This window comes from Corynebacterium sp. 1103A (assembly GCF_055700955.1).
Map to the genome: position 1 here is coordinate 129,827 of NZ_JASTTF010000002.1, position 20,231 is coordinate 150,057.

The window sequence follows — 20,231 nt, forward strand, 5'->3', positions numbered from 1 at the left end:
CAAAAATATTCGCACGTCAGCGCCATATTCCCGTGAACTTTCCAACGCGCACACGTGACGGGCGATATAGATCACTTTGCCCCGACTAGGATACACCCGCCCCTGCCACTAAAGTAGGTAAGCCTAAACAAGCACCACCTAGGAGGTTCCCGCCCATGAGCAACCCTCATCTCCCCTCTGCCACCCGTCGCCGCGCCCTCACCGGCCCCGCCCGCACCGCCGCAGCCCTCGCCACCGCCGCCTGCCTGTCCTTCGGGCTGGTGGCCTGTTCCAGCGGGGATGAGTCCGGCAGCGACTCCTCGGCGCACTCGACCTCCGGGGATAGCGCGGCCAACGGCTCCGACGCGGAGCAATTCCCCACCACCGTCACCCACGCCTTCGGCGAGACCACCATCGAGCACACCCCGCAGCGCGTGGCCACCGTCGGCTGGTCCAACCAGGAGGTCCCGCTCGCCCTCGGCATCGTGCCCGTCGGCATGGCCAAGGTCACCTGGGGCGACGACGACAACGACGGCATGATGCCCTGGGTCAAGGACAAGATCGACGAGCTCGGCGGCGAGCAGCCCGCGCTCTTCGACGAGACCGACGGCATCCCCTTCGAACAGGTCGCCGACACCCAGCCGGACGTTATCCTGGCCGCCTACTCCGGCCTGACCCGGGAGGACTACGAGACCCTATCCAAGATCGCCCCGGTGGTCGCCTACCCCGACATCCCCTGGGCGACCTCGCTAGAGGACATGGTCACCCTGAACTCCCAGGCGTTGGGCAAGCCTAACCAAGGCCGCGAGCTCCTGGAGAATCTGGATTCGCAGGTCGACGCCGCGCTCGAGAAATACCCGAAACTTAAGAAGACCAAGCCGCTGTTCACCGCCTTCGGGGGTGCGTCCGACAAGTCGAAGATCGGCTTCTACACCACTGGGGATCCCCGCATGGGCTTCCTCACAGACTATGGTTTCGAGGCGCCGCAGATCATCAAGGATCACTCAGAAAACACCGAAAGCTTCTGGGAGGAAGTCTCGGCTGAAAACCCCGAGCAGTTCGAGGACGTCGACTTCCTCATCGCCTACTCCTCCGGCAACGCGGACGAGGACGCCAAGGCCATCGAGGACATGCAGAAGGATCCGCTGCTGTCGAAGATCCCGGCCGTCCGCGACGGCCGCATCGCCCTGCTGCCCGACGGCCCGCTGGGAGCGGCCGCTAACGAGTCCCCGCTGGCCCTGCCACCGACCATCGACGACTACTTCCGAATTCTGAATGACGCCGTTGAAGATTAAAAACTCCGCTGTTGTCGCCCTGCTGATCCTCGCCGCCGTCGCGGCGGCGGTCAGCTCCGTCATGTTCGGGGCCCGTTCCATCGGCGTCGCCGACGCCCTGGACGCCCTCCGCGGCCTATCCGCCACCCCGGAGCAGGCGGGGGCCTATACCCGCCTGCCGCGCACAGTCATGGCGCTAGTGGTGGGGGCGGCCCTTGCCGTCAGCGGCACCACCTTACAGGCCGTCACCCGCAATCCCCTGGCTGATCCGGGAATCTTCGGGGTTTTGTCCGGCGCGTCCTTGGCCGTCGTCATCGGCATCGCCTTCGGTGGGTTGGCGAGCGCGCTCGGCACCATGGTGGTGGCCATCGTGGGCGCTTTCGCCGCCGCTGTCTTCGTCTACGCGATCGGCTCCTTGGGGCGCGGTGGGGCCACCCCACTCAAGCTCGCCCTGGCCGGGGCGGCCACCGCGGCAGCCTGCTCCGGGCTGGTCAGTGCCATCCTACTGCCGCGCACCGACGTCATGGACCGCTTCCGCTTCTGGCAGATCGGTTCCGTGGGCGGCGCCCAGTGGGACCTGCTCGGAATAGCGGCCCCGCTGCTGGTGCTGGGCCTGCTGATCGTCGTGATGCACACGGGCGGGCTCAATGCCTTGGCCCTCGGCGACGACGTGGCCACGGGGCTCGGCGTCAAGGTGCTGCGCACCCGCCTGCTGGCTACCGTCGGCGCCGTCGTCCTGTGCGGTACCGCCACGGCCCTAGCCGGGCCCGTCAGCTTCGTCGGCCTCATCGTCCCGCACGTCCTGCGGTTGCTCATGGGCCCCGACAACCGCTGGCTAGTTCCCGCGACGGCCCTAGCGGGAGGAGTGTTGCTGACGGTGGCCGATACCGTGGGGCGGCTTGTCATCCGCCCCGAGGAACTCGCCGTCGGCATCATCACCCCGCTCATTGGCGCTCCGCTGTTCATCTGGATTGTCCGTCAAGTCAAGGTGCGTGAGCTCGCATGACAAAGCTTTCTTACCCCGCGCTCAACGCCGACCGGCTGCGCGCCCAACGCAACCGCCGCCACGCCCGCTACGCCGTGGCCCTGGCATTACTGGGCATCGCTGTGCTTGCACTGTGGTGGATAACCCTCATGGTGGGTGAGACCACCTACTCGGCCGGGGAGATCCTGCGCGTCCTACGCGGGCAGACGGTCCCGGGCGCTTCCTTCACGGTCGGTGACCTGCGCCTGCCGCGGGCTACCGCGGCGGTCGCGGCGGGAATCGCCTTCGGCATCGGCGGCGCCACCTTCCAGACCCTGCTGCGCAACCAGCTGGCCTCCCCGGACATCATTGGCATATCCGCCGGGGCCTCGGCCGCCGGGGTCACCGCGATAACCTTCCTTCACCTGTCACAGACGGCCACCTCCGCCATCGCGCTGATGGCCTCACTGGCGGTCGCACTCATCATCTACCTCACCAGCCTGAAGTCGGGTTTTTCGGGCACGCGTCTCATCCTCATCGGCATCGGCTTTGCCGCCCTCCTCCAGGCCTGGGTCAACTACGCGCTGTCCCAAGCCGCCGCGTGGGATCTGAACACCGCCACCCGCTGGATTACCGGCTCCCTCAACAACATGAGCTGGGAACGCGGCCTGCCCCTGCTGGTCGTGGTCGCCGTCGTCGCACCCGGCATGCTGGTGTTTTCCCACGTGCTCAACCTACTGGCCTTAAACGACGAGCTAGCCATTGGTTTTGGCCTGCGCGTCAACCTCTCCCGCGTGCTACTCATCCTAGGTGCGGTCACGCTGGTTTCCGTGGCCACCGCGGCCACCGGACCCATCGCTTTCCTGGCCTTTATGTCCGGTCCCATCGCCAGCTGGCTGGTCCCGCGCGGCTTCCCCGTGCTGGCTCCCGCCGCCCTCGTCGGCGCGGTACTGGTGTTGGCCGCGGACCTAGCGGGCCAGCTTTTCTTCGGAACCCGCTACCCCGTGGGGGTTATCACCGGCGTGCTGGGCGCGCCCTTCTTAATCCTCGTTCTTATCCGATCCCACCGCTAAACCGATCCCTGCGTTAGGAAAGTCATGACCGGTCAATTACACGCCCGCGACCTCCGCCTCGATTACGGGCACGGCACCGTCTTAGACGGCCTCGAGGTCAAGCTCACCCCCGGCGCGATTACCTCCATCGTCGGCCCCAACGGCTGCGGCAAGTCCACCCTGTTGCGCTGCCTGTCCCGGCTACTGGCGCCGACCTCCGGGTCGGTTTACTTAGACGGGCACGACATCAGCTCCCTGCCCACCAAGCAGCTGGCCCGGCAGCTGGGCCTGCTGCCGCAGTCGCCGGTCGCCCCGGACGGGATCGTCGTAGCCGATCTCGTGGGCCGCGGGCGCACCCCGCACCAGGGGCTGCTCGGCCGCTGGTCGCAGGAGGACTACCGGATAGTTGCCGAGTCCCTGGAGGCCACCGGCACCGCCGCGCTGGCCGAGCGCGCCGTCGACGAGCTTTCCGGCGGGCAGCGCCAGCGCGTCTGGATCGCCATGTCCCTGGCGCAGCGCACCGGCATCCTGCTGCTGGACGAGCCGACCACCTACCTCGACGTCAAGCACCAGCTGGAGGTCCTAGACCTGCTCACCGACCTCAACCGGGACAACGGCACCACCATCGTCATGGTCCTCCACGACCTCAACCTCGCCGCCCGCTACTCGGACGAGCTGGTGGCGGTCTCCGACGGCTACGTCTACTCCCACGGCGCGCCGACGGAGGTCATTACCCCCGAGGCCGTCCGGCACGTCTTCGGCATCGACTGCCAGGTCATCACCGACCCGGTCTCCGGTACCCCGGCCGTAATGCCCATGGGCCGGCACCACGTCCCAGAGCGCCCAACCAAAGAGCAACCGCGTTAAAGTGCACTAGCCCTACACCGCCTACTCCATCGAGATTCTTAGAGGTCTACCCCATGCCATTTCTGCCCTTCCTCGCCCGGGTCCGGGCCAGCCGGCGCATTAGCCCCAATTTCCAGCGCGTGACTTTGTCCGGGCTGGCGGGCATGGGCCCGGCCGGGCCGATCCGGGACCTGCGCATCAAGCTCATCATCCCCGGCCCCGAGCCGCTGACCGGTTTCGCGGGCGCAGCGGACTGGTTCGCCACCTGGCGCGGCCTCGATCCCCGCGTGCGCGGGGACATGCGCACCTATTCCATTCGCGCCCGCCGCGGCGACGAGGTCGATATTGACTTCGCCCTGCACTCCGGCGCCAACCCCGGCCCCGCCTCCGCGTGGGCCGCGTCCTGCCAGCCCGGCGATACGCTGTGGCTGATCGGCCCGACGGCGGATGATTCCACCGGCGCCGGCATCGAATTCCGGCCCGGAAACAGCGAGCGCGCCCTGCTCTTCGGCGACGAGACCGCCCTGCCCGCCATCGCCCGCATCCTCGACGAGTGGCCCGCCGGGCTTGCCGGCCACGCCTTCATCGAAGTGGCCTCTGCCGCCGATGCCGAGGCCCAGTCCCGCGACATCGCGCTGCCCGACTGGGTGGAGCTGACGTGGCAGGTCCGGGGCAACGCCCCGCGCGGGAGCCTGCTCACTGACGCGCTGCGGCAGTCGTCCGCCGCAGGGTCAGGAAAGACTGCGGAACAAAAGGCAGAAACGGAAGAAAAGACTACAGGGGCGGATAGGCCGGCTGACGCGAGAGAAGATCGCAGCGCCACTGACTCCGACGGGGGCGCCACTCTGGTGTGGGAGACACCCCAATTTTCGTCGTCGGGCGAAGCTCTCCCGCCCGCGGGCCCGGCGTTGCGCGATTATTACTGGATCGCCGGGGAATCGGGTGCGGTGACCAGCATGCGGCGCTACTTGGTGAAGGAATGCGGCATCGACCGGCGGCAGGTGTCATTTATGGGCTACTGGCGCCTGGGGCGGACGGGTTCCTAAAAATTCATAGAATTCGGCGCTGGAGCGGGGTAAACTAGTCCAAGCTGTACTTTAGTTAATCGACACTACGCAAGAGGAGATACTTACCTTGGCTAAAATCATGTGGACTCGCACCGATGAAGCGCCGCTGCTGGCGACCTACTCGTTCAAGCCGGTAGTCGAGGCCTTCGCCTCCACCGCCGGGATCGACGTCGAGACCGCGGATATCTCCCTGGCTGGCCGCATTGTCGCCCAGTTCCCGGAGCGCCTGACCGACGAGCAGAAGCAAGACGACGCCCTGGCCCAGCTCGGTGCCCTGGCCAAGCGCCCGGAAGCCAACATCATCAAGCTGCCAAACATCTCCGCCTCCCTGGTCCAGCTGAAGAAGGCCATCGCGGAGCTACAGGCCGCCGGCTACAACCTGCCGGACTACCCGGACAACCCGTCCACCGACGAGGAAAAGGACATCGCGGCCCGCTACGACTCCGTCAAGGGCTCCGCCGTGAACCCGGTTCTGCGCGAGGGCAACTCCGACCGCCGCGCGCCGGAGGCCGTGAAGAACTTCGTCAAGAAGCACCCGCACCGCATGGGCGAATGGTCCGCTGATTCCAAGACCAACGTCGCCACCATGTCCGACGGCGACTTCCGCCACAATGAGAAGTCGGTCATCATTGACAGCGAGGACTCCCTGACCATCAAGCACACTGCCGCGGACGGCACCGAGACCGTCCTGCTGGACGGCCTGAAGGTCCAGGACAAGGAGGTCATCGACGGCACCTTCATGTCCGCCAAGGCCCTGGACGAGTTCCTGCGCGCCCAGGTCGCGCGCGCCAAGGAAGAGGGCGTTTTGTTCTCCGCCCACCTGAAGGCCACCATGATGAAGGTCTCCGACCCCATCATCTTCGGCCACGTCGTGCGCGCCTTCTTCGCCGATGTCTACGACAAGTACGGCGAGGAGCTGCTGGCCGCCGGTCTGAACGGCGAGAACGGCCTGGGCGCCATCTACGACGGCCTGGAGAAGCTGGACAACGGCGCAGAGATCAAGGCGGCTTTCGACGCCGCTTACGAGGCCGGCCCGGACCTGGCCATGGTCAACTCCCACAAGGGCATCTCCAACCTGCACGTACCCTCCGACGTCATCATCGACGCCTCCATGCCGGCCATGATCCGCACCTCCGGCCACATGTGGAACAAGAACGATGAGGAGCAGGACACCCTGGCCGTCATCCCGGACTCCTCCTACGCCGGCGTCTACCAGGCGGTCATCGAGGACTGCAAGGCCAATGGCGCCTTCGACCCGACCACCATGGGCACCGTCCCGAACGTCGGACTGATGGCCCAGAAGGCCGAGGAGTACGGCTCCCACAACAAGACCTTCAAGTCCCCGGCCGACGGCAAGATCGAGGTCCTCAACACCGCCGGCGACGTCCTGATTTCCCACGACGTCGAGGCCGGCGACATCTGGCGCGCCTGCCAGACCAAGGACGCCCCGATCCAGGACTGGGTCAAGCTGGCCGTCAACCGCGCCCGCCTGTCCGGCATGAAGACCATCTTCTGGCTGGACCCGGAGCGCGGCCACGACGCTAACCTGATCTCCCTGGTAGAGAAGTACTTGGGCGACCACGACACCGAGGGTCTGGACATCGAGATCATGGATCCGGTGGCCGCTACCAAGACCTCCGTGGAGCGCATCCGCCGCGGCGAGGACACCATCTCCGTGACCGGTAACGTCCTGCGTGACTACAACACCGACCTCTTCCCGATCCTGGAGCTGGGCACCTCCGCTAAGATGCTCTCCGTCGTCCCGCTGATGGCCGGCGGCGGCCTCTTCGAGACCGGTGCGGGCGGCTCCGCCCCGAAGCACGTCCAGCAGGTCGAGGAAGAAAACCACCTGCGTTGGGACTCCCTGGGCGAGTTCCTGGCCCTGGCCGAGTCCTTCCGCCACGAGCAGCAGTCCAACGGCAACGAAAAGGCCGGCGTGCTGGCCGCCGCCCTGGACCGCGCCACCGAGCGCCTGCTGAACGAGGGCAAGTCCCCGTCCCGCAAGGTCGGCGAGATCGATAACCGCGGCTCCCACTTCTTCCTGGCCGCCTTCTGGGCCGACGAGCTGGCTAACCAGACCGACGACTCCGAGCTGGCCGAGAAGTTCGCCGCCGTCGCCAAGGAGCTGAACGAGCAGGCCGACGAAATCGCTCAGGCTCTGCTGGACGTTCAGGGCTCCCCGGCGGATCTGGGCGGCTACTACCTGCCGGACGAGGCCAAGACCACCTCCGTCATGCGCCCAGTCGACAAGTACAACCAGATCATCGACGGCCTGAAGGCTTAACCACTTCGCCTTCTCCGCCTAGCGCGCACTAAGCCCCGGGGGCTCCCCGGGGCTTTTCGCATGCCTCGGGCCTAAAACCGGGTCACTCAGCTTCTCGCCCCAAGCAGCACCGGAGTTCCAGGCCGGCTTCCCAAGCCGGATTCCCCGCCGGAAAGCCGGCTTTGCCGTTATCCTGAAGGGCATGGATATAGGCACCCACGACCGTGAATTCGACATCATCCTGTTTGGCGCGACCAGCTTTGTCGGCGCCACCACCGCGCGCTACCTGGTGGACTGCCACCCCGAGCTGAAGATCGCCGTGGCCGGCCGCAACGCGGACAAGCTCGCCGCGTTAGACCTGGGCGTGGAGACCATCGTCGCCGACGCCCAGGACGCCGCGGCTATCGATGCCATGGTTCAGCGCACCGCGGTGCTGATCTCGACGGTGGGGCCGTATACCCGCTACGGCGACGAGGTCGTGCGCGCCTGCGCCCAGTATGGCACCCACTACGTGGACCTGTGCGGCGAGGCCCTGTTCATCCGCCGCACCATCGACCAGTGGCACACCACCGCCCAGGAAACCGGGGCCAAGATTGTGCCGTCATGCGGCTTCGACTCGGTGCCGTCCGATATGGGCATGTTCCACCTGTTTAGCTCCGCCGGCTACCCGGAGTTCGCGGAGGTGACCATGGCGGTCGAGCACCTCCAGGGCGGGCTGTCCGGCGGGACCATCGACTCGATGCGCGCGGTCAGCAAGGACGCCAAGGAAATGCCCAAGGGCGGGGCCATTCTCCACAGCCCGCACTCGCTGTCCCCTGATCATAAGCAGGAGCCGGATCTGGGGCCCGAGCCGGACCTGGTGGTCGATTTCGACGAGCTGCTGCAGCAGTGGGCCGGGCCGTTTTTCATGGCGATGTTCAACACCCGCGTGGTCCGCCGCAGCAACTCCCTGCTGGGGCACGCCTACGGGCCCATGCGCTACCGCGAGGTCATACCCACGGGCACGGGGCTTGCGGGCAAGTTCAAGGCGAACCTGCTCAAGGCCGTCACCGCCGCGGGCTTCGCCATCATCATGGTGGACAAGCTGCGCCGGCCGCTGTCCCGTTTCATCCCGGAGCCGGGCGAGGGCCCGAAAGACATCGACGCCGGCGGCTTTGTCATCTCCCACACGGGTCTGACCACCGACGGCGCACTGCACACCTCCCGCGTGGCCGCCGACGGCGATCCCGGGTACAAGACCACCGCCATGATGCTGGCCGAGGCGGCCGTCACCCTGGCTACCCAGCCCGACGATCTGCCCGAGACCGCCGGCGTGCTCACCCCAGCCACGGGCCTGGGCCGGCCGTACCTGCGCGCGCTGCAGGCCCACGGCATGCGTTTTAGCTAAGCCTGGCTACGGGCTCACTAGGACGCTGGGAATACACAAAGTACACAAAATACATAAAGTACACATCCATACACAACGAACTCTGCTATTTTGTGGGCATCAGCAAGGTCCACAATCCGTTCCGCGCCACTTGCCCAGGAAGGGTGGTGGGTGTTCGCGGAAACCGCGACGCGCAGTTTTACCGAGAAGCTAAGAGAGCAGCTCTTTGAGCAAATTTCCCACCACCAGCCCCCGCCATCGAGGCGAGGAATTTCGATAGGCCCGAGCTTTGCACAGTTCCGCCTCGACCAACCGGCCAATACCCAACGTCCCTCCACGCTACGCGGTGCATTCAATTATGCCTTTAGCTATCTCGACTCACTGAGTCGATTTAATGAGGAGCCCACGGGCATCATGGTGACCATTGACGAACTGCATTACACACACGTCGATGAAATCACAGAGTTTGCCTCCACAATTCAGCATCTAATTCGCGAGGACCGCCAGATTGCGGTGGCTATCGCTGGCATCCCTTCTTCTATGCGACCGCTGCTATCCGATAACGACGGGCGCAGCCCCATCACCTTCCTCCGCCGCGCCAACCGCATAGATCTGGGTAAGATTCCTCTGGATGAGGTACGCGAAGGTTTAGAAATTCCGGTGGGACGCCTCAACCTCCGATGGGAGCCTGAGGCGCTCGACCTCGCCGTCGAGGGCAGCGGTGGTTACCCATTCATGATCCAACTGATCGGGCACTGGGCCGTCCGTAAAAGCGAGGGCGAGACCATCTCGAAAGCCGCGGCCTTAGAAGGACTCACCAAAGCCCGAAAAAACTTGGGCAGCTGGTTCACGAGCCAGCGTTATCTGACCTCTCAGCTGAAGATCGACGTTTCCTGGCAGCTATGTCCCTTGATGATGGCCCCTCGGAAATAATCGACGTCGCCCACCGGTTAAGAGTTAGCGTGCAACAAGCGTATAACTACCGGAAGCGGCTAGTTGACGCGGACATGGTCACGGCAGGCCGCGGAACAGCGAAATTTTCCCTTCCCTATCTTCAGGACTATTTACGCGAACACGTGGTTGCTGAATTACTCGACTAACGCTGCGGCCCGCAGCCAGGCCGCGTGGACTCGGTCATCGCCGTTTTCTTCCGGGTGGAAGCTCAGCGCGGTGACGGCCCCGGCGCGCACGCCCACGACGACGGGTTCGCCGTCCGGGCCGGGCACGCGGGAAAGCACCTCGACGCCCTCGCCCACGCGGGTGACAATCGGCGCGCGGATGAAGCTGGCATCGACGGTCAGGCCCGCGCCCACGGGCACGGCCTGCTCCGCGGAGTGGCGCTGGGAGCCGAACGCATTGCGGCGCACGGTCACGTCCATAACCCCCAGGGTGTGCTGCCCCGGGGCGGGGTTGTCCAGCTCCCGGGCACAGTAGATGAGCCCGGCGCAGGTGGCCAGGGTGGGCAGGCCGCCGCCGATGGCCGCGGCCAGTGGTCCTGCCAGGTCGAAGGTGCGGGCCAGCTTGTCGATGACGGTGGACTCGCCACCGGGGATGACTATCCCGTCGAGGCCGTCCAGGATTTCCAGGTGTTCTTCCACCCCACCCTGCAGGGCGAGTACGTCAATGCGCATGTGGGGCTTACCAGCCGCGCTCGGCCAGGCGGTGCGGGGCCGGGACGTCGGCGACGTTCAGCCCCACCATGGCCTCGCCCAGGTTGCGCGAGACCTCGGCCAGCACAGCCGGGTCGTCGTAGGCGGTGGCGGCCTTGACAATGGCGGCGGCGCGCTTGGCCGGCTCGCCGGACTTGAAGATGCCGGAGCCGACGAAGACGCCCTCGGCGCCCATCTGGCGGACCAGGGCCGCATCGGCCGGGGTGGCCACGCCGCCGGCGACGAAGAGGACCACCGGCAGGGAGCCGGTCTCGGCGACCTCGGCGACCAGGTCGTAGGGGGCCTGCAGCTCCTTGGCGGCGACGTAGAGCTCGTCGCGGTCCAGGTTGCGCAGGCGGGCGATTTCACCCTTGATGGTGCGCAGGTGGCGCACGGCCTCGGAAACGTCCCCGGTGCCGGCCTCGCCCTTGGAGCGGATCATGGCCGCGCCCTCGGTAATGCGCCGCAGGGCCTCGCCCAGGTTGGTGGCGCCGCAGACGAAGGGGACGTCGAAGTCCCACTTGTTGATGTGGTTGGTGTAATCCGCCGGGGAGAGCACCTCGGACTCGTCGATGAAGTCCACGCCCAGCTCCGCCAGAATCTGGGCCTCGACGAAGTGGCCGATGCGCGACTTGGCCATCACCGGGATAGACACGGCGCCCACGATGCCGTCGATAAGGTCCGGGTCGGACATGCGGGCCACGCCGCCCTGGGCGCGGATATCGGCGGGCACGCGCTCGAGCGCCATGACGGCGCTGGCGCCGGCGTCCTCGGCGATCTTGGCCTGCTCCGGGGTCACCACGTCCATGATGACGCCACCTTTGAGCATGTCCGCCAGGCCGCGCTTGACGCGGGTGGTGGCAATCTGGGCGCCGGCCGGGGCCTGCGCGTTCTGGTTAGCGTTGTTCTGGGTTTCAGTCATGGCCTACATCCAACCCCGCCCAAGTGGTTTATGACAAGAGCCACTTTTGGCGTGTTGAATTGGACCACTTACTATGGGTTTTTATGCACACCCTGCCCCTGCCCGCCCGGATCGCCGCTGAGCTGCGCGAGCAGATCACCCACGGCGTCTACCAGCCGAACGAGAAGCTGCCATCCACCCGCGCCCTAGCCCACCGACTGGGGGTAGCCAGGGGCAGCGTGGTCACCGCCTACGAGCAACTCATCGCCGAAGGCTACCTCGTGGGCCAGCACGGCTCCGGCACCCGCGTGCACCCGGATCTCAGCCCCGCTACCCCGCGGCCCGCCCCCGCGCAACCAGCGCCCGAAGACAAGGCCGGGCTGCTGCAGCTGACCCCGGGGCTGCCGGATACCGCGCGCCTTATCACCCCCGCCTGGCGGGCGGCGTGGCGCTCCGCGGCGGCCGATGCCAGCCGGCTCACCGAGCAGGCCCCCGCCGGCCTGGCGGAGCTGCGCCGGGAGGTGGCCGCCCACCTGCGCCACATGCGCGGGCTCAACGTGGATCCCGCCCGCATCATGGTCACCGCCGGGGCCCGCGAGGGCTTGGGCCTCCTGCTGCGCGCGGTGGGCGGGCGCCTGCGCGTCGGCGTGGAGTCCCCGGGGTATCCCAGCCTGCGCCAGATCCCGCCGGCCCTGGGCCATGCCCTGGTGGAACTGCCCACCGACGACCACGGCCTGCGGGTGCCCAGCGGACTCCCCGACGGCGGGCTCGACCTGGCGCTTATCACCCCGAGCCACCAGTACCCCTACGGCGGCTCCCTGCCGGCCGCCCGACGGACGGAGCTGGTCGCCTTCGCCCGCCGCCACGACGTCCTCCTGGTCGAGGACGACTTCGACTCGGAGCTGCGCTATGCCGGCCAGCCACTGCCGGCCCTGGCCGCGCTGGGCCCGGAACAGGCCGTCCTGCTGGGCACGTTCTCCTCGGTGATTTCACCTTCCATCGCGTGCGGCTACCTGGTGGTCCCCGACCGGCTCATTGCCCCCATCCGCCAGGTGCGCGCGGTCACCGGGCAGCCGGTGGCGGCCATCACCCAGGCGGCCCTGGCGAAGTTTCTAGCCAGCGGGGAGCTGCGCCGGCACACCGGGCGCGTGCGGCGCGACTACCGGCGCCGCCGCGATCTGGTGGTCTCCGCGCTCGGCCCGGCCGTGCGCCCCATCAGCGGCGGCCTGCACGCCGTGGTCATCTGCACCCGGCCGGCCCGCGAGGTCGTGGCCGCGGCCGCCGAGCGCGGCCTCGCGGTGACCGCCCTGACCGACTACTGGGGCGGCACGGCCGCCGACAACGGCATCGTCATCGGCTTCGGGCACCTCCCGGAGGACGAGCTCACCCAGGCCCTGGGAATGCTTGCCGACTGCCTACACTACCCGACGAGTTTCAAACCAGAAACACACCGCTTTGTCTATTTTTATTCACGTTGCGAACTGCACGTTTTCTGAAAGTCCTTCGTGATAGACAGAGCGGTTTAGTACGGTTTCTGGCATGACGACGAAATACGACAACACCGAATCCAACCCGAACTTCGCTAACTGGGACATCGCCACGCGGGCGCTGCACGTGGGCCAGGACCTGGACGGCAAGAACAACGCCCGGAACCTGCCGATTTACCAGACGACGTCCTACGTCTTCGACAACGCCGAGCACGCCGCGGCCCGCTTTGGCCTGTCCGATGCCGGCCCGATTTACTCCCGCCTGACCAACCCGACGCAGGACGCGCTGGAAAACCGCATCGCCTCCCTGGAAGGCGGCGTGGCGGCCGTGGCTTTCGCCTCCGGCCAGGCGGCCGAGACCGCCGCCATCCTGACGCTGGCCGGCGCCGGCGACCACATCGTGGCCTCCCCGCACCTCTACGGCGGCACCGCCACCCTCTTCACGGTCACCCTGCCGCGCCTGGGCATTGACTTCACCCTGGTGGACAACCCGGACGATCCGGAGTCCTGGAAGGCCGCCATCCAGCCGAACACCAAGGCGCTCTACGGCGAGACCTTCGGCAACCCCGCAGCCGACGTGCTGGATATCCCGGCGATCGCCAAGGTCGCCCACGCCGCCAACGTCCCGCTTATCGTGGACAACACCATCGCCACCGCCGCCCTGGTCCGCCCGCTGGCCCTGGGCGCGGACATCGTGGTCAACTCCACCACGAAGTTCTACACCGGCAACGGCTCCGCCCTGGGCGGCATCCTCGTCGACGGCGGCAAATTCGACTGGACCGTTGAGCGCGACGGAAAGCCGGTTTTCCCCGGCTTCGTCACCCCGGATCCGGCCTACCACGGCCTCAAGTACGCCGACCTGGGCGCCCCGGCCTTTGCCTTGAAGGCGCGCGCCGGCATCCTGCGCGACACGGGCGCGGCCATCTCCCCGTTCAACGCCTGGCTCGCACTCAACGGCCTGGAGACCCTCACCCTACGCATCCGCCGCCACAACGAAAACGCCCAGGCCGTCGCCGAGTACCTGGAAGGCCACGACAAGGTCACCAAGGTCAACTACGCCGGCCTGGAGTCCTCCCCCTACCGCAAGATCAAGGAAAAGCTCGGCCTGGACTACACCGGCTCGGTGCTCTCCTTCGACATCGAGGGCGGCAAGGACGAGGCTTGGACGTTCATCGACGCCCTGCGCCTGCACTCCAACCTGGCCAACATCGGCGACACCCGCTCCCTGGTGGTCCACCCGGCAACCACCACGCACTCCCAGTCCGACGAGGAGGGCCTGCGCGTGGCCGGCATTGCCCAGTCCACCATCCGCCTCTCGGTGGGCATCGAGGATGTCAAGGACATCATCGCCGACCTCGAGCTGGGCTTCGCAGCGCTGGGCTAAACCCTGCTGCGCCGCACCGGGCCGCACCGCTGTGCACAGCACAGCACAGATCGACCCTGCCCGACCCGCACTGGGTCTTTCCCTCGCCGCTGATTGTCCCCTCGCTTAGGAAGTAGTTGATTATGTCCGAATCTCCCCGCCTCGCCCCGCCCGGTCGCCGCACCACCGTGCCGGTGGGAGCGGTCACCACGGAGGCCGGTGCGGAGATCCCGGACGTGGTAATCACCTACCAGCGCTGGGGCAGCTTCCGCGGGGATCCGGCAGGGATTAACAACGTGCTCATCGTCGAGCACGCCCTGACCGGCGACTCGGACGTGACGGACTGGTGGGGCGACCTCATCGGCCCGGGCCAGGCGCTGGACACGGATCACTGGTGCGTTATCGCCACCAATGTTCTGGGCGGCTGCGGCGGCTCCACCGGTCCGTCCTCGCAGCACCCGGACGGCCGGCGATGGGGCTCGCGCTTCCCGGCCGTGTCCATCCGCGACCAGGTCGAGGCCGAAAAGCTGCTGATCGATGCCCTGGGGCTCAACACCGTCCACGCCGTCATCGGCGGCTCCATGGGCGGGGCGCGGACCCTGGAGTGGTCGCTCATGTACCCGGCAGCGCTCACCGCGGCCTGCGTCATCGCGGTCTCCGCGCGGGCTTCCGGGTGGCAGATCGGTATCCAGTCCGCGCAGATTTCCTCCATCGAAAACGACCCGCAGTGGCACGGCGGCGACTACTACGAGCTGGGGGTTGCCCCGGAGGCCGGCCTGGCCGCCGCGCGCCGGATCGCGCACCTGACCTACCGCGGCGAGCAAGAGATCGACGAGCGCTTCGGCACCACCGCCCAGCGCGGGGAGAACCCCCTTGGCGCCTACCGCGCCGGCGACCAGCGCTTCGCAGTCAACTCCTACCTGGAATACCAGGGAAAGAAGTTGGTCGACCGCTTCGACGCCGGCTCCTACGTCGCGCTGACCGAGTCCTTAAACCGCCACGATGTCGGCCGCGGCCGCGGCGGCCTAAACAAGGCCCTAGCCTCGTCGACCGTGCCGACGATGGTCGTCGGCGTCGATACCGACATCTTGTACCCCTATCACCAGCAAGAGCACCTCTCGCGCAACCTGGGCAACCTCCTGGCCATGGCCAAGGTCGTCTCCCCCGTCGGTCACGACGCCTTCCTCACTGAGACCCGCCAGATGGACCGCGTGCTGCGCAATTTCCTCACGCTGTCGGCCCCGGACGGCCTGGACCTGCCGGGCGGGCTAACCGATGACGACTACGCCATCTAACTGAAGCCGCTAGCTGCCCAGCGCGTCCACGGAGATAGCCAAAAAGACTAGCGCGGCCCCCACCACCGCGCTGAAAATGCAGTCGAAGCGGCGCGAGCGCACCGAAAAGACCCCGACTCGGTGGGAGTCGCAGGTCGCGCGCACGACCACCAGCCAGAGCATCGCCGCTCCTAAGGCAAACGCCGCCCGGCGCCAGTGCTCCAACAGGGCAAAGACCCCAGAGAGCACCACCACGGCAACGAAGGCCCCGATCATCGCCCACTGCACCTTGGCCGGCAGCTTCGACGGCGCCACGTGCCGGTCGTGGGGATTATCCAGCGAGGTCTTGTCCAGCCCGGCGCCCTGCCGCGCGGGTGCGGCCTGAGCCTTATTAATCGGCGAGGCCATGAGCCTTTTCTGCCCGCTCGACGATGTTGCGCACTAGGAACGCGCGGGTCAGCGGGCCCACGCCGCCTGGGTTCGGGGAGACGAATCCAGCCTTGTCCCAGACGTCGTCGGCGACGTCGCCGGCCAGCTTGCCGTCCACGCGGGAGACCCCCACGTCCAGGATGGCCGCGCCGTCCTTAATCATGTCCGCGGTCAGCATGTGGGCCCTGCCGGCCGCCGCGATGACCACGTCCGCCGCGCGGGTCTCCGCAGCCAGATCCTTCGTGCCGGTGTGGCACAGGGTCACGGTGGAGTTCTCGCTGCGGCGAGTCAGCAGCAGGCCGATGGGCCGGCCGACAGTTACGCCGCGGCCGATCACCACGGTCTTGGCCCCGTCGAGCTCCACCCCGAAGCGGCGCAACAGGTGGATGCAGCCGTTCGGCGTGCACGGCAGCGGCGCGTCCTCATTGAGCACCAGCTTGCCCAGGTTCACCGGGTGCAGGCCGTCGGCGTCCTTGTCCGGATCGATGCGCTCGAGGATGCGGTTTTCGTCTAGGTGCTTCGGCAGCGGCAGCTGCACGATGTAGCCGGTGCAGGCCGGGTCCTCGTTCAGCTCATCAATGACCGCCTCCAGGCCCTCCTGGCTGATATCGGCCGGCAGGTCCTTGCGGATGGAGTTAATCCCCAGCTGCTCGCAGTCGCGGTGCTTCATCTTCACATATGACTGAGAGCCCGGATCCTCTCCCACCAACACGGTGGCCAGGCCCGGAGTAACCCCCTTTTCCTCCAGCGCAGCCACACGCTGCTTGAGGTCTTCAAAAATCTCGTCGCGGTACAGTTTGCCATCTAGTTTGGTTGCAGCCATGGCCCCCATCCTAGTGGGAGGCACCTGCCGAGGCCCCACGGGAGTGCCGCCCTGCCCGCTCCGATGCCCCTACAACGCCCCCAAAGCAGGTCAAAGTCCTCGTTGCTTCCTCCGTGAGGAAGCAACCCCACGGTCTGATTTGCTCCTTTTCCTACTGGAAACGGCTGATTTTTTATATAGACTACCGACACCGAAGACGTCCTTGAACAGCCCTTCCATTCGGCAGGCAAGATGGCCCTGTACGCAGGGTCTTTCGCTTTGAGTGAACAGATGTAGGTAGAAAGGTTTCTTCGATGGGATTCGGCGGTGCTCTGCAAAGAACGAGCAAAGACGGTGGACCGTGGGTACCTCCGGCATGGTTCTCGTTTATTGTCCTACCAGCCATTGTCGTAGCAAGTTTCTACATCAGCCAAGTGACCGGCTGGCGCGGCGTAGCTTCACCCAACGAAGAAGGTGTCTCGTGGAGCGAGGTGAGCTCGGAAGGATTATTGGGCTATTCGGCGCAATTCCTTGCCTTCTATTACTTTCTGGTCCTGCCGTTTTTCCTTGTGCGTAGGTGCAGGTGGAAAAAGCGCGATAATCGCGAGACCGACGAATAAGAGAAACCGGTTTCTAAAGGCAGCGGGGAAACAAGAGGTGCGACTCCTACCTCTGCCTTTAACCGACTACCCTAAAACCATGACCAACCTGCACATCGTCTTCGACAACCCCGTGATCCCCACCAATACCGGCAATGCCATTCGGACTGCGGCGGTCACGGGCGCGCACCTGCACCTCATTGAGCCGCTGGGGTTCAACTTCGACGACAAGCACCTCAAGCGGGCGGGGCTGGACTACCACGACCTGGCCGATATGACCATCCACCCTAACTTCCAGGCCTGCATGGATGCCCTGCCCGGCGCGCGGGTCTTCGCGTTTACCACCCACACGGACAAGTGGTTTACCGATATCGAGTATCAGGAAGGCGATGTTCTTCTCTTCGGTACGGAGCCGACCGGCCTGCCGGCCGAGCACCTCGCCCACGAGCGGATCACCGAGCAGGTGCGCATCCCCATGGTGCCGGCGCGGCGCTCGATGAACCTGTCGAATGCGGCCTCGACGGCTGTGTTCGAGGCCTGGCGGCAGCTGGGCTTTAACGGCGCGGTTTAGGCCGGGGCCGGATCGTCTTTGGCGTTGATGCTCAGGGCCGCCGGCAGGCGCCGGGCGCGCAGGTGGCTCAGCAAGGCGGCCGCGTCGGCTGGATTCAGGTCGCTGCCGGCCATGCGCACCGGCCCGGCGACCAGTTCGTAACGGACGGTGCCCAGCCGGCACAGCTGAGCAATCGGGCCGGCGGTGTAGGCCAGCTCCTGGATGTGACTGTTGGCAATCACGCTGACCCGGCGGTTGAGCAGCCCGGCGTGGGTGATGCTGTTATCGCCCACCAGGGTCACGGCCTGCCGGTGGGAGTCTAGCGGCGAGACCCACCTGGCCCGGCACGGCGAGGAGTAGGTCGGCTCACGGGCGCCCTCCGGCTGGGCGTAGCGGTCGATCTCCTTCTTGTCCAGCGGGCTGAGCAGCTCCAGCAGGCGGAGGGCCTGCTCCCGGCTGCCCACGGGCAGCACCCGGGTAGTGCCCGAGCCCTTGCCCGCGGCGGAGCCGTAGCCGGCCACGGACACGCGGACCTCCCACCACTTGGTCAGGCGCCACAGCAGCGGCTGGCGGACCTGGACGCCGTGGATGCGATCCAGGCGCACCGACTGGTGGCGCCGGTCGGCCAGGCCGTAGTTGATGATGAGCAGCGCGCGGCCGGCGTCGTCCTCATCCAGGCGGGAGCTAAACCGCCACGAGGTGTCGATGAGCTCCCAGACGTTGGGCACCAGGCCCACCAGGATCGGCACCACGGTGGTATTCGGCACCGGGGTGAGAACCAGAACCGTAGCAATCACCACCACCAGCAGCGTGCTTAACCGCAGGGCCGCGCCGAGCAGGCTGCGCCGCGTCGGGATGGGCGGGATGACCACCTCCTGGTGGTCGGCGTCGTTGCCGGTGTCGCTGCCGGCGGCATCGTTAGCGGCAACTGGCTCCGCGCCGGTGGGTGGGCGGCGGCCGCTGGTGCGGGTGAGGATCTCCTCGCGCAGCTGGGTGGCCGCGGGCTTTTTCAGGTAGGCGATCTGGATGTGGGAGGACGCCCCGCCGGCGGTCTCAACGCGGACGGCCGCCACGCCGAAGATCCGGGCGATGACCGGCTCGATGACGTCGACGGCCTGGATGCGGTCGTAGCGGGCGGTGCGCAGCTGCGTGGACAGCACCCCGCGCCGCAGGGCCAGCTCGTCCGTGCCCAGCCGGTAGCCCAGGCGGCGCCACCAGATGGCGGAGAAGAACCAGATGGCCAGGCAGATGCCGATGAAGGCGGCGGCGGTCCAGGCGGCGTCCCGCAGGCCGCGGCCCCAGTGGCCACTAGCGATGAAGCGCGCGGCATCCCCTAGGACCTCGAGGTTGATGTTGACCACCCCGATGGCCAGGATGGCCAGGATGACCGACCAGAACTGCAGCAGCGGCGTGAGCCGGTGCACGCGGTGGAAGCCGTCGACGTCAACGGCCGCGTTGTCCGGGCCGCGGCGGTGTTTGCTCACAGCCCGCTCATCCTCTCCCGGGCCTTGACGGCCAGGCGCTCGCGCAGCTGGGCCGCGGTCTGGGCCGGCAGGCCCTTGACGGTCGCGTCCGTGGTCACCGAGGCCGTGTGCAGCTGCAGCTTCTTAATGCCCAGCCAGCGCTGGATGGGCCCGGCGGTTACGTCCACGAACTGGATGCGCCCGTAGGGCACCACGGTAAAGGTGTGCCACAGCTTGCCGCGGGTGATCAGCAGCTCGTCGTCGGTTTCCAGCCAGCCCATGTTGCGCACCTGGGCGGGGATGAGCCAGGCCAGCCACGCGCCGAAGGCGGCGATGACGATAAGGCCCCAGTACCACCAGCTGGCCCAGAAAAAGCCCAGGGCGCCCACGCCCAGGGCCAGGGCTATCAGCCAGATCACGGCATTGATATAGCGGGCCTTGACCAAGGCTTGGGAGACCGGGTTGAGCTCCGGCGAGGCGACAGCGTTCATGCGCTTTACCCTAACAAACCTGGGCGCGGCTGCCGAGTGATAGCCGGGGTGCTGCTCCCAGGCGGGTGCCTCGCGCCGGAAAACTACACCTTGACTAACCGTTATGTTTATACAATAATTTCTTGCATGTCCCCGAAGAAGAAGCCGCGCCGCCCCATCTACAACCGCGTGCGCCTGCTTCGCGTCGAGCGCGACGTCTCCCGCGCCGAGCTGGCCGCGGCCGTGGATGTGAACCCGCAGTCCATCGGGGCGCTCGAGCGCGGTGACCACTCGCCCAGCCTGGACCTGGCCTTTAGCATCTGCGAGTTCTTCGACCTACCTGTCGAGGCCGTCTTCTCCCGCACCGAGTTCACCCCGCTGTCCAGCGAGCTCTACCAGCGGATCTAGCCGGGCCCTCCTGGCGCCTCCGGCG

General features: G+C 66.7%; 20 protein-coding genes. 14 read left to right on the top strand and 6 right to left on the bottom strand.

All coding sequences use genetic code 11. The features are described 5' to 3' along the window. Window positions 1-155 precede the first annotated feature (155 nt). From QQS52_RS02140 to QQS52_RS02175, 8 genes are all read left to right on the top strand, one after another. Complete coding sequence (locus QQS52_RS02140) at window positions 156-1,274, top strand: iron-siderophore ABC transporter substrate-binding protein (RefSeq protein WP_472772380.1); 1,119 nt, start codon at window positions 156-158, stop codon at window positions 1,272-1,274. After that, the gene (locus QQS52_RS02145; protein WP_472772381.1) at window positions 1,255-2,259 is read left to right on the top strand and encodes a FecCD family ABC transporter permease; all 1,005 of its coding nucleotides are present in this window, start codon (window positions 1,255-1,257) and stop codon (window positions 2,257-2,259) included. Before QQS52_RS02140 ends, QQS52_RS02145 begins: the two co-directional genes overlap by 20 nt. Further along, complete coding sequence (locus QQS52_RS02150; protein ID WP_472772382.1) at window positions 2,256-3,290, top strand: FecCD family ABC transporter permease; 1,035 nt, start codon at window positions 2,256-2,258, stop codon at window positions 3,288-3,290. The genes QQS52_RS02145 and QQS52_RS02150 overlap by 4 nt, the downstream gene beginning before the upstream one ends. Before the next feature lie 24 nt (window positions 3,291-3,314). Further along, window positions 3,315-4,136, top strand: coding sequence for an ABC transporter ATP-binding protein (locus tag QQS52_RS02155; RefSeq protein ID WP_472772383.1), 822 nt, complete (start codon window positions 3,315-3,317; stop codon window positions 4,134-4,136). Between the two features lie 53 nt (window positions 4,137-4,189). Next, a complete protein-coding gene (locus QQS52_RS02160; RefSeq protein ID WP_472772384.1) occupies window positions 4,190-5,161 on the top strand; it encodes a siderophore-interacting protein in 972 nt (323 codons plus the stop codon). An 88-nt stretch (window positions 5,162-5,249) separates the two neighbouring features. Then, window positions 5,250-7,466: an NADP-dependent isocitrate dehydrogenase gene (locus QQS52_RS02165; RefSeq protein ID WP_472772385.1), complete on the top strand. Its 2,217-nt coding sequence runs from the start codon at window positions 5,250-5,252 to the stop codon at window positions 7,464-7,466. A 181-nt stretch (window positions 7,467-7,647) separates the two neighbouring features. Then, complete coding sequence (locus QQS52_RS02170) at window positions 7,648-8,832, top strand: saccharopine dehydrogenase family protein (protein ID WP_472772386.1); 1,185 nt, start codon at window positions 7,648-7,650, stop codon at window positions 8,830-8,832. A gap of 150 nt (window positions 8,833-8,982) precedes the next feature. Then, entirely contained in the window at window positions 8,983-9,744 is a 762-nt protein-coding gene (locus QQS52_RS02175; protein ID WP_472772387.1) for a hypothetical protein, read from the top strand. Window positions 9,745-9,899: 155 nt separating this feature from the next. Here QQS52_RS02175 and pdxT read toward each other — a convergent pair whose 3' ends face one another. Further along, a complete protein-coding gene (pdxT, locus tag QQS52_RS02180; protein ID WP_472772388.1) occupies window positions 9,900-10,442 on the bottom strand; it encodes a pyridoxal 5'-phosphate synthase glutaminase subunit PdxT in 543 nt (180 codons plus the stop codon). A gap of 7 nt (window positions 10,443-10,449) precedes the next feature. After that, on the bottom strand, window positions 10,450-11,382 hold the full coding sequence (gene pdxS / locus QQS52_RS02185) for a pyridoxal 5'-phosphate synthase lyase subunit PdxS (protein ID WP_472772389.1): 933 nt from the start codon (window positions 11,380-11,382) through the stop codon (window positions 10,450-10,452). An 83-nt stretch (window positions 11,383-11,465) separates the two neighbouring features. Between pdxS and pdxR the strand changes: the two genes are divergently transcribed. The 3 genes from pdxR (at window position 11,466) to metX (ending at window position 15,506) form a co-directional block, all read left to right on the top strand. After that, on the top strand, window positions 11,466-12,857 hold the full coding sequence (pdxR, locus tag QQS52_RS02190; protein WP_472772390.1) for a MocR-like pyridoxine biosynthesis transcription factor PdxR: 1,392 nt from the start codon (window positions 11,466-11,468) through the stop codon (window positions 12,855-12,857). Between the two features lie 43 nt (window positions 12,858-12,900). Beyond that, a complete protein-coding gene (locus tag QQS52_RS02195) occupies window positions 12,901-14,232 on the top strand; it encodes an O-acetylhomoserine/O-acetylserine sulfhydrylase (RefSeq protein WP_472772391.1) in 1,332 nt (443 codons plus the stop codon). Window positions 14,233-14,354: 122 nt separating this feature from the next. Beyond that, window positions 14,355-15,506, top strand: a complete 1,152-nt coding sequence (gene metX / locus QQS52_RS02200) for a homoserine O-acetyltransferase MetX (RefSeq protein ID WP_472772392.1) — start codon at window positions 14,355-14,357, stop codon at window positions 15,504-15,506. A 9-nt stretch (window positions 15,507-15,515) separates the two neighbouring features. On the opposite strand, the gene QQS52_RS02205 is transcribed toward metX, so the two are convergent. Together QQS52_RS02205 and QQS52_RS02210 are read right to left on the bottom strand one after the other, a co-directional pair. Continuing rightward, window positions 15,516-15,893: a DUF3017 domain-containing protein gene (locus tag QQS52_RS02205; protein ID WP_472772393.1), complete on the bottom strand. Its 378-nt coding sequence runs from the start codon at window positions 15,891-15,893 to the stop codon at window positions 15,516-15,518. After that, the gene (locus QQS52_RS02210) at window positions 15,877-16,737 is read right to left on the bottom strand and encodes a bifunctional methylenetetrahydrofolate dehydrogenase/methenyltetrahydrofolate cyclohydrolase (protein WP_472772394.1); all 861 of its coding nucleotides are present in this window, start codon (window positions 16,735-16,737) and stop codon (window positions 15,877-15,879) included. Before QQS52_RS02210 ends, QQS52_RS02205 begins: the two co-directional genes overlap by 17 nt. A 293-nt stretch (window positions 16,738-17,030) precedes the next feature. Between QQS52_RS02210 and QQS52_RS02215 the strand changes: the two genes are divergently transcribed. After that, a complete protein-coding gene (locus tag QQS52_RS02215; RefSeq protein ID WP_472772395.1) occupies window positions 17,031-17,336 on the top strand; it encodes a hypothetical protein in 306 nt (101 codons plus the stop codon). Window positions 17,337-17,415: 79 nt separating this feature from the next. Continuing rightward, entirely contained in the window at window positions 17,416-17,886 is a 471-nt protein-coding gene (locus QQS52_RS02220) for a tRNA (cytidine(34)-2'-O)-methyltransferase (protein ID WP_070769206.1), read from the top strand. On the opposite strand, the gene QQS52_RS02225 is transcribed toward QQS52_RS02220, so the two are convergent. Together QQS52_RS02225 and QQS52_RS02230 are read right to left on the bottom strand one after the other, a co-directional pair. Then, the gene (locus QQS52_RS02225) at window positions 17,883-19,349 is read right to left on the bottom strand and encodes a PH domain-containing protein (RefSeq protein WP_472772396.1); all 1,467 of its coding nucleotides are present in this window, start codon (window positions 19,347-19,349) and stop codon (window positions 17,883-17,885) included. The two genes, QQS52_RS02220 and QQS52_RS02225, sit on opposite strands and share 4 nt — an antisense overlap. Next, complete coding sequence (locus tag QQS52_RS02230) at window positions 19,346-19,819, bottom strand: PH domain-containing protein (RefSeq protein ID WP_472772397.1); 474 nt, start codon at window positions 19,817-19,819, stop codon at window positions 19,346-19,348. The genes QQS52_RS02225 and QQS52_RS02230 overlap by 4 nt, the downstream gene beginning before the upstream one ends. A 126-nt stretch (window positions 19,820-19,945) precedes the next feature. Here QQS52_RS02230 and QQS52_RS02235 point away from each other — a divergent pair, with 126 nt between their 5' ends. Then, window positions 19,946-20,206, top strand: coding sequence for a helix-turn-helix transcriptional regulator (locus tag QQS52_RS02235; protein ID WP_070769203.1), 261 nt, complete (start codon window positions 19,946-19,948; stop codon window positions 20,204-20,206). The last annotated feature ends 25 nt before the right edge of the window (window positions 20,207-20,231 follow it).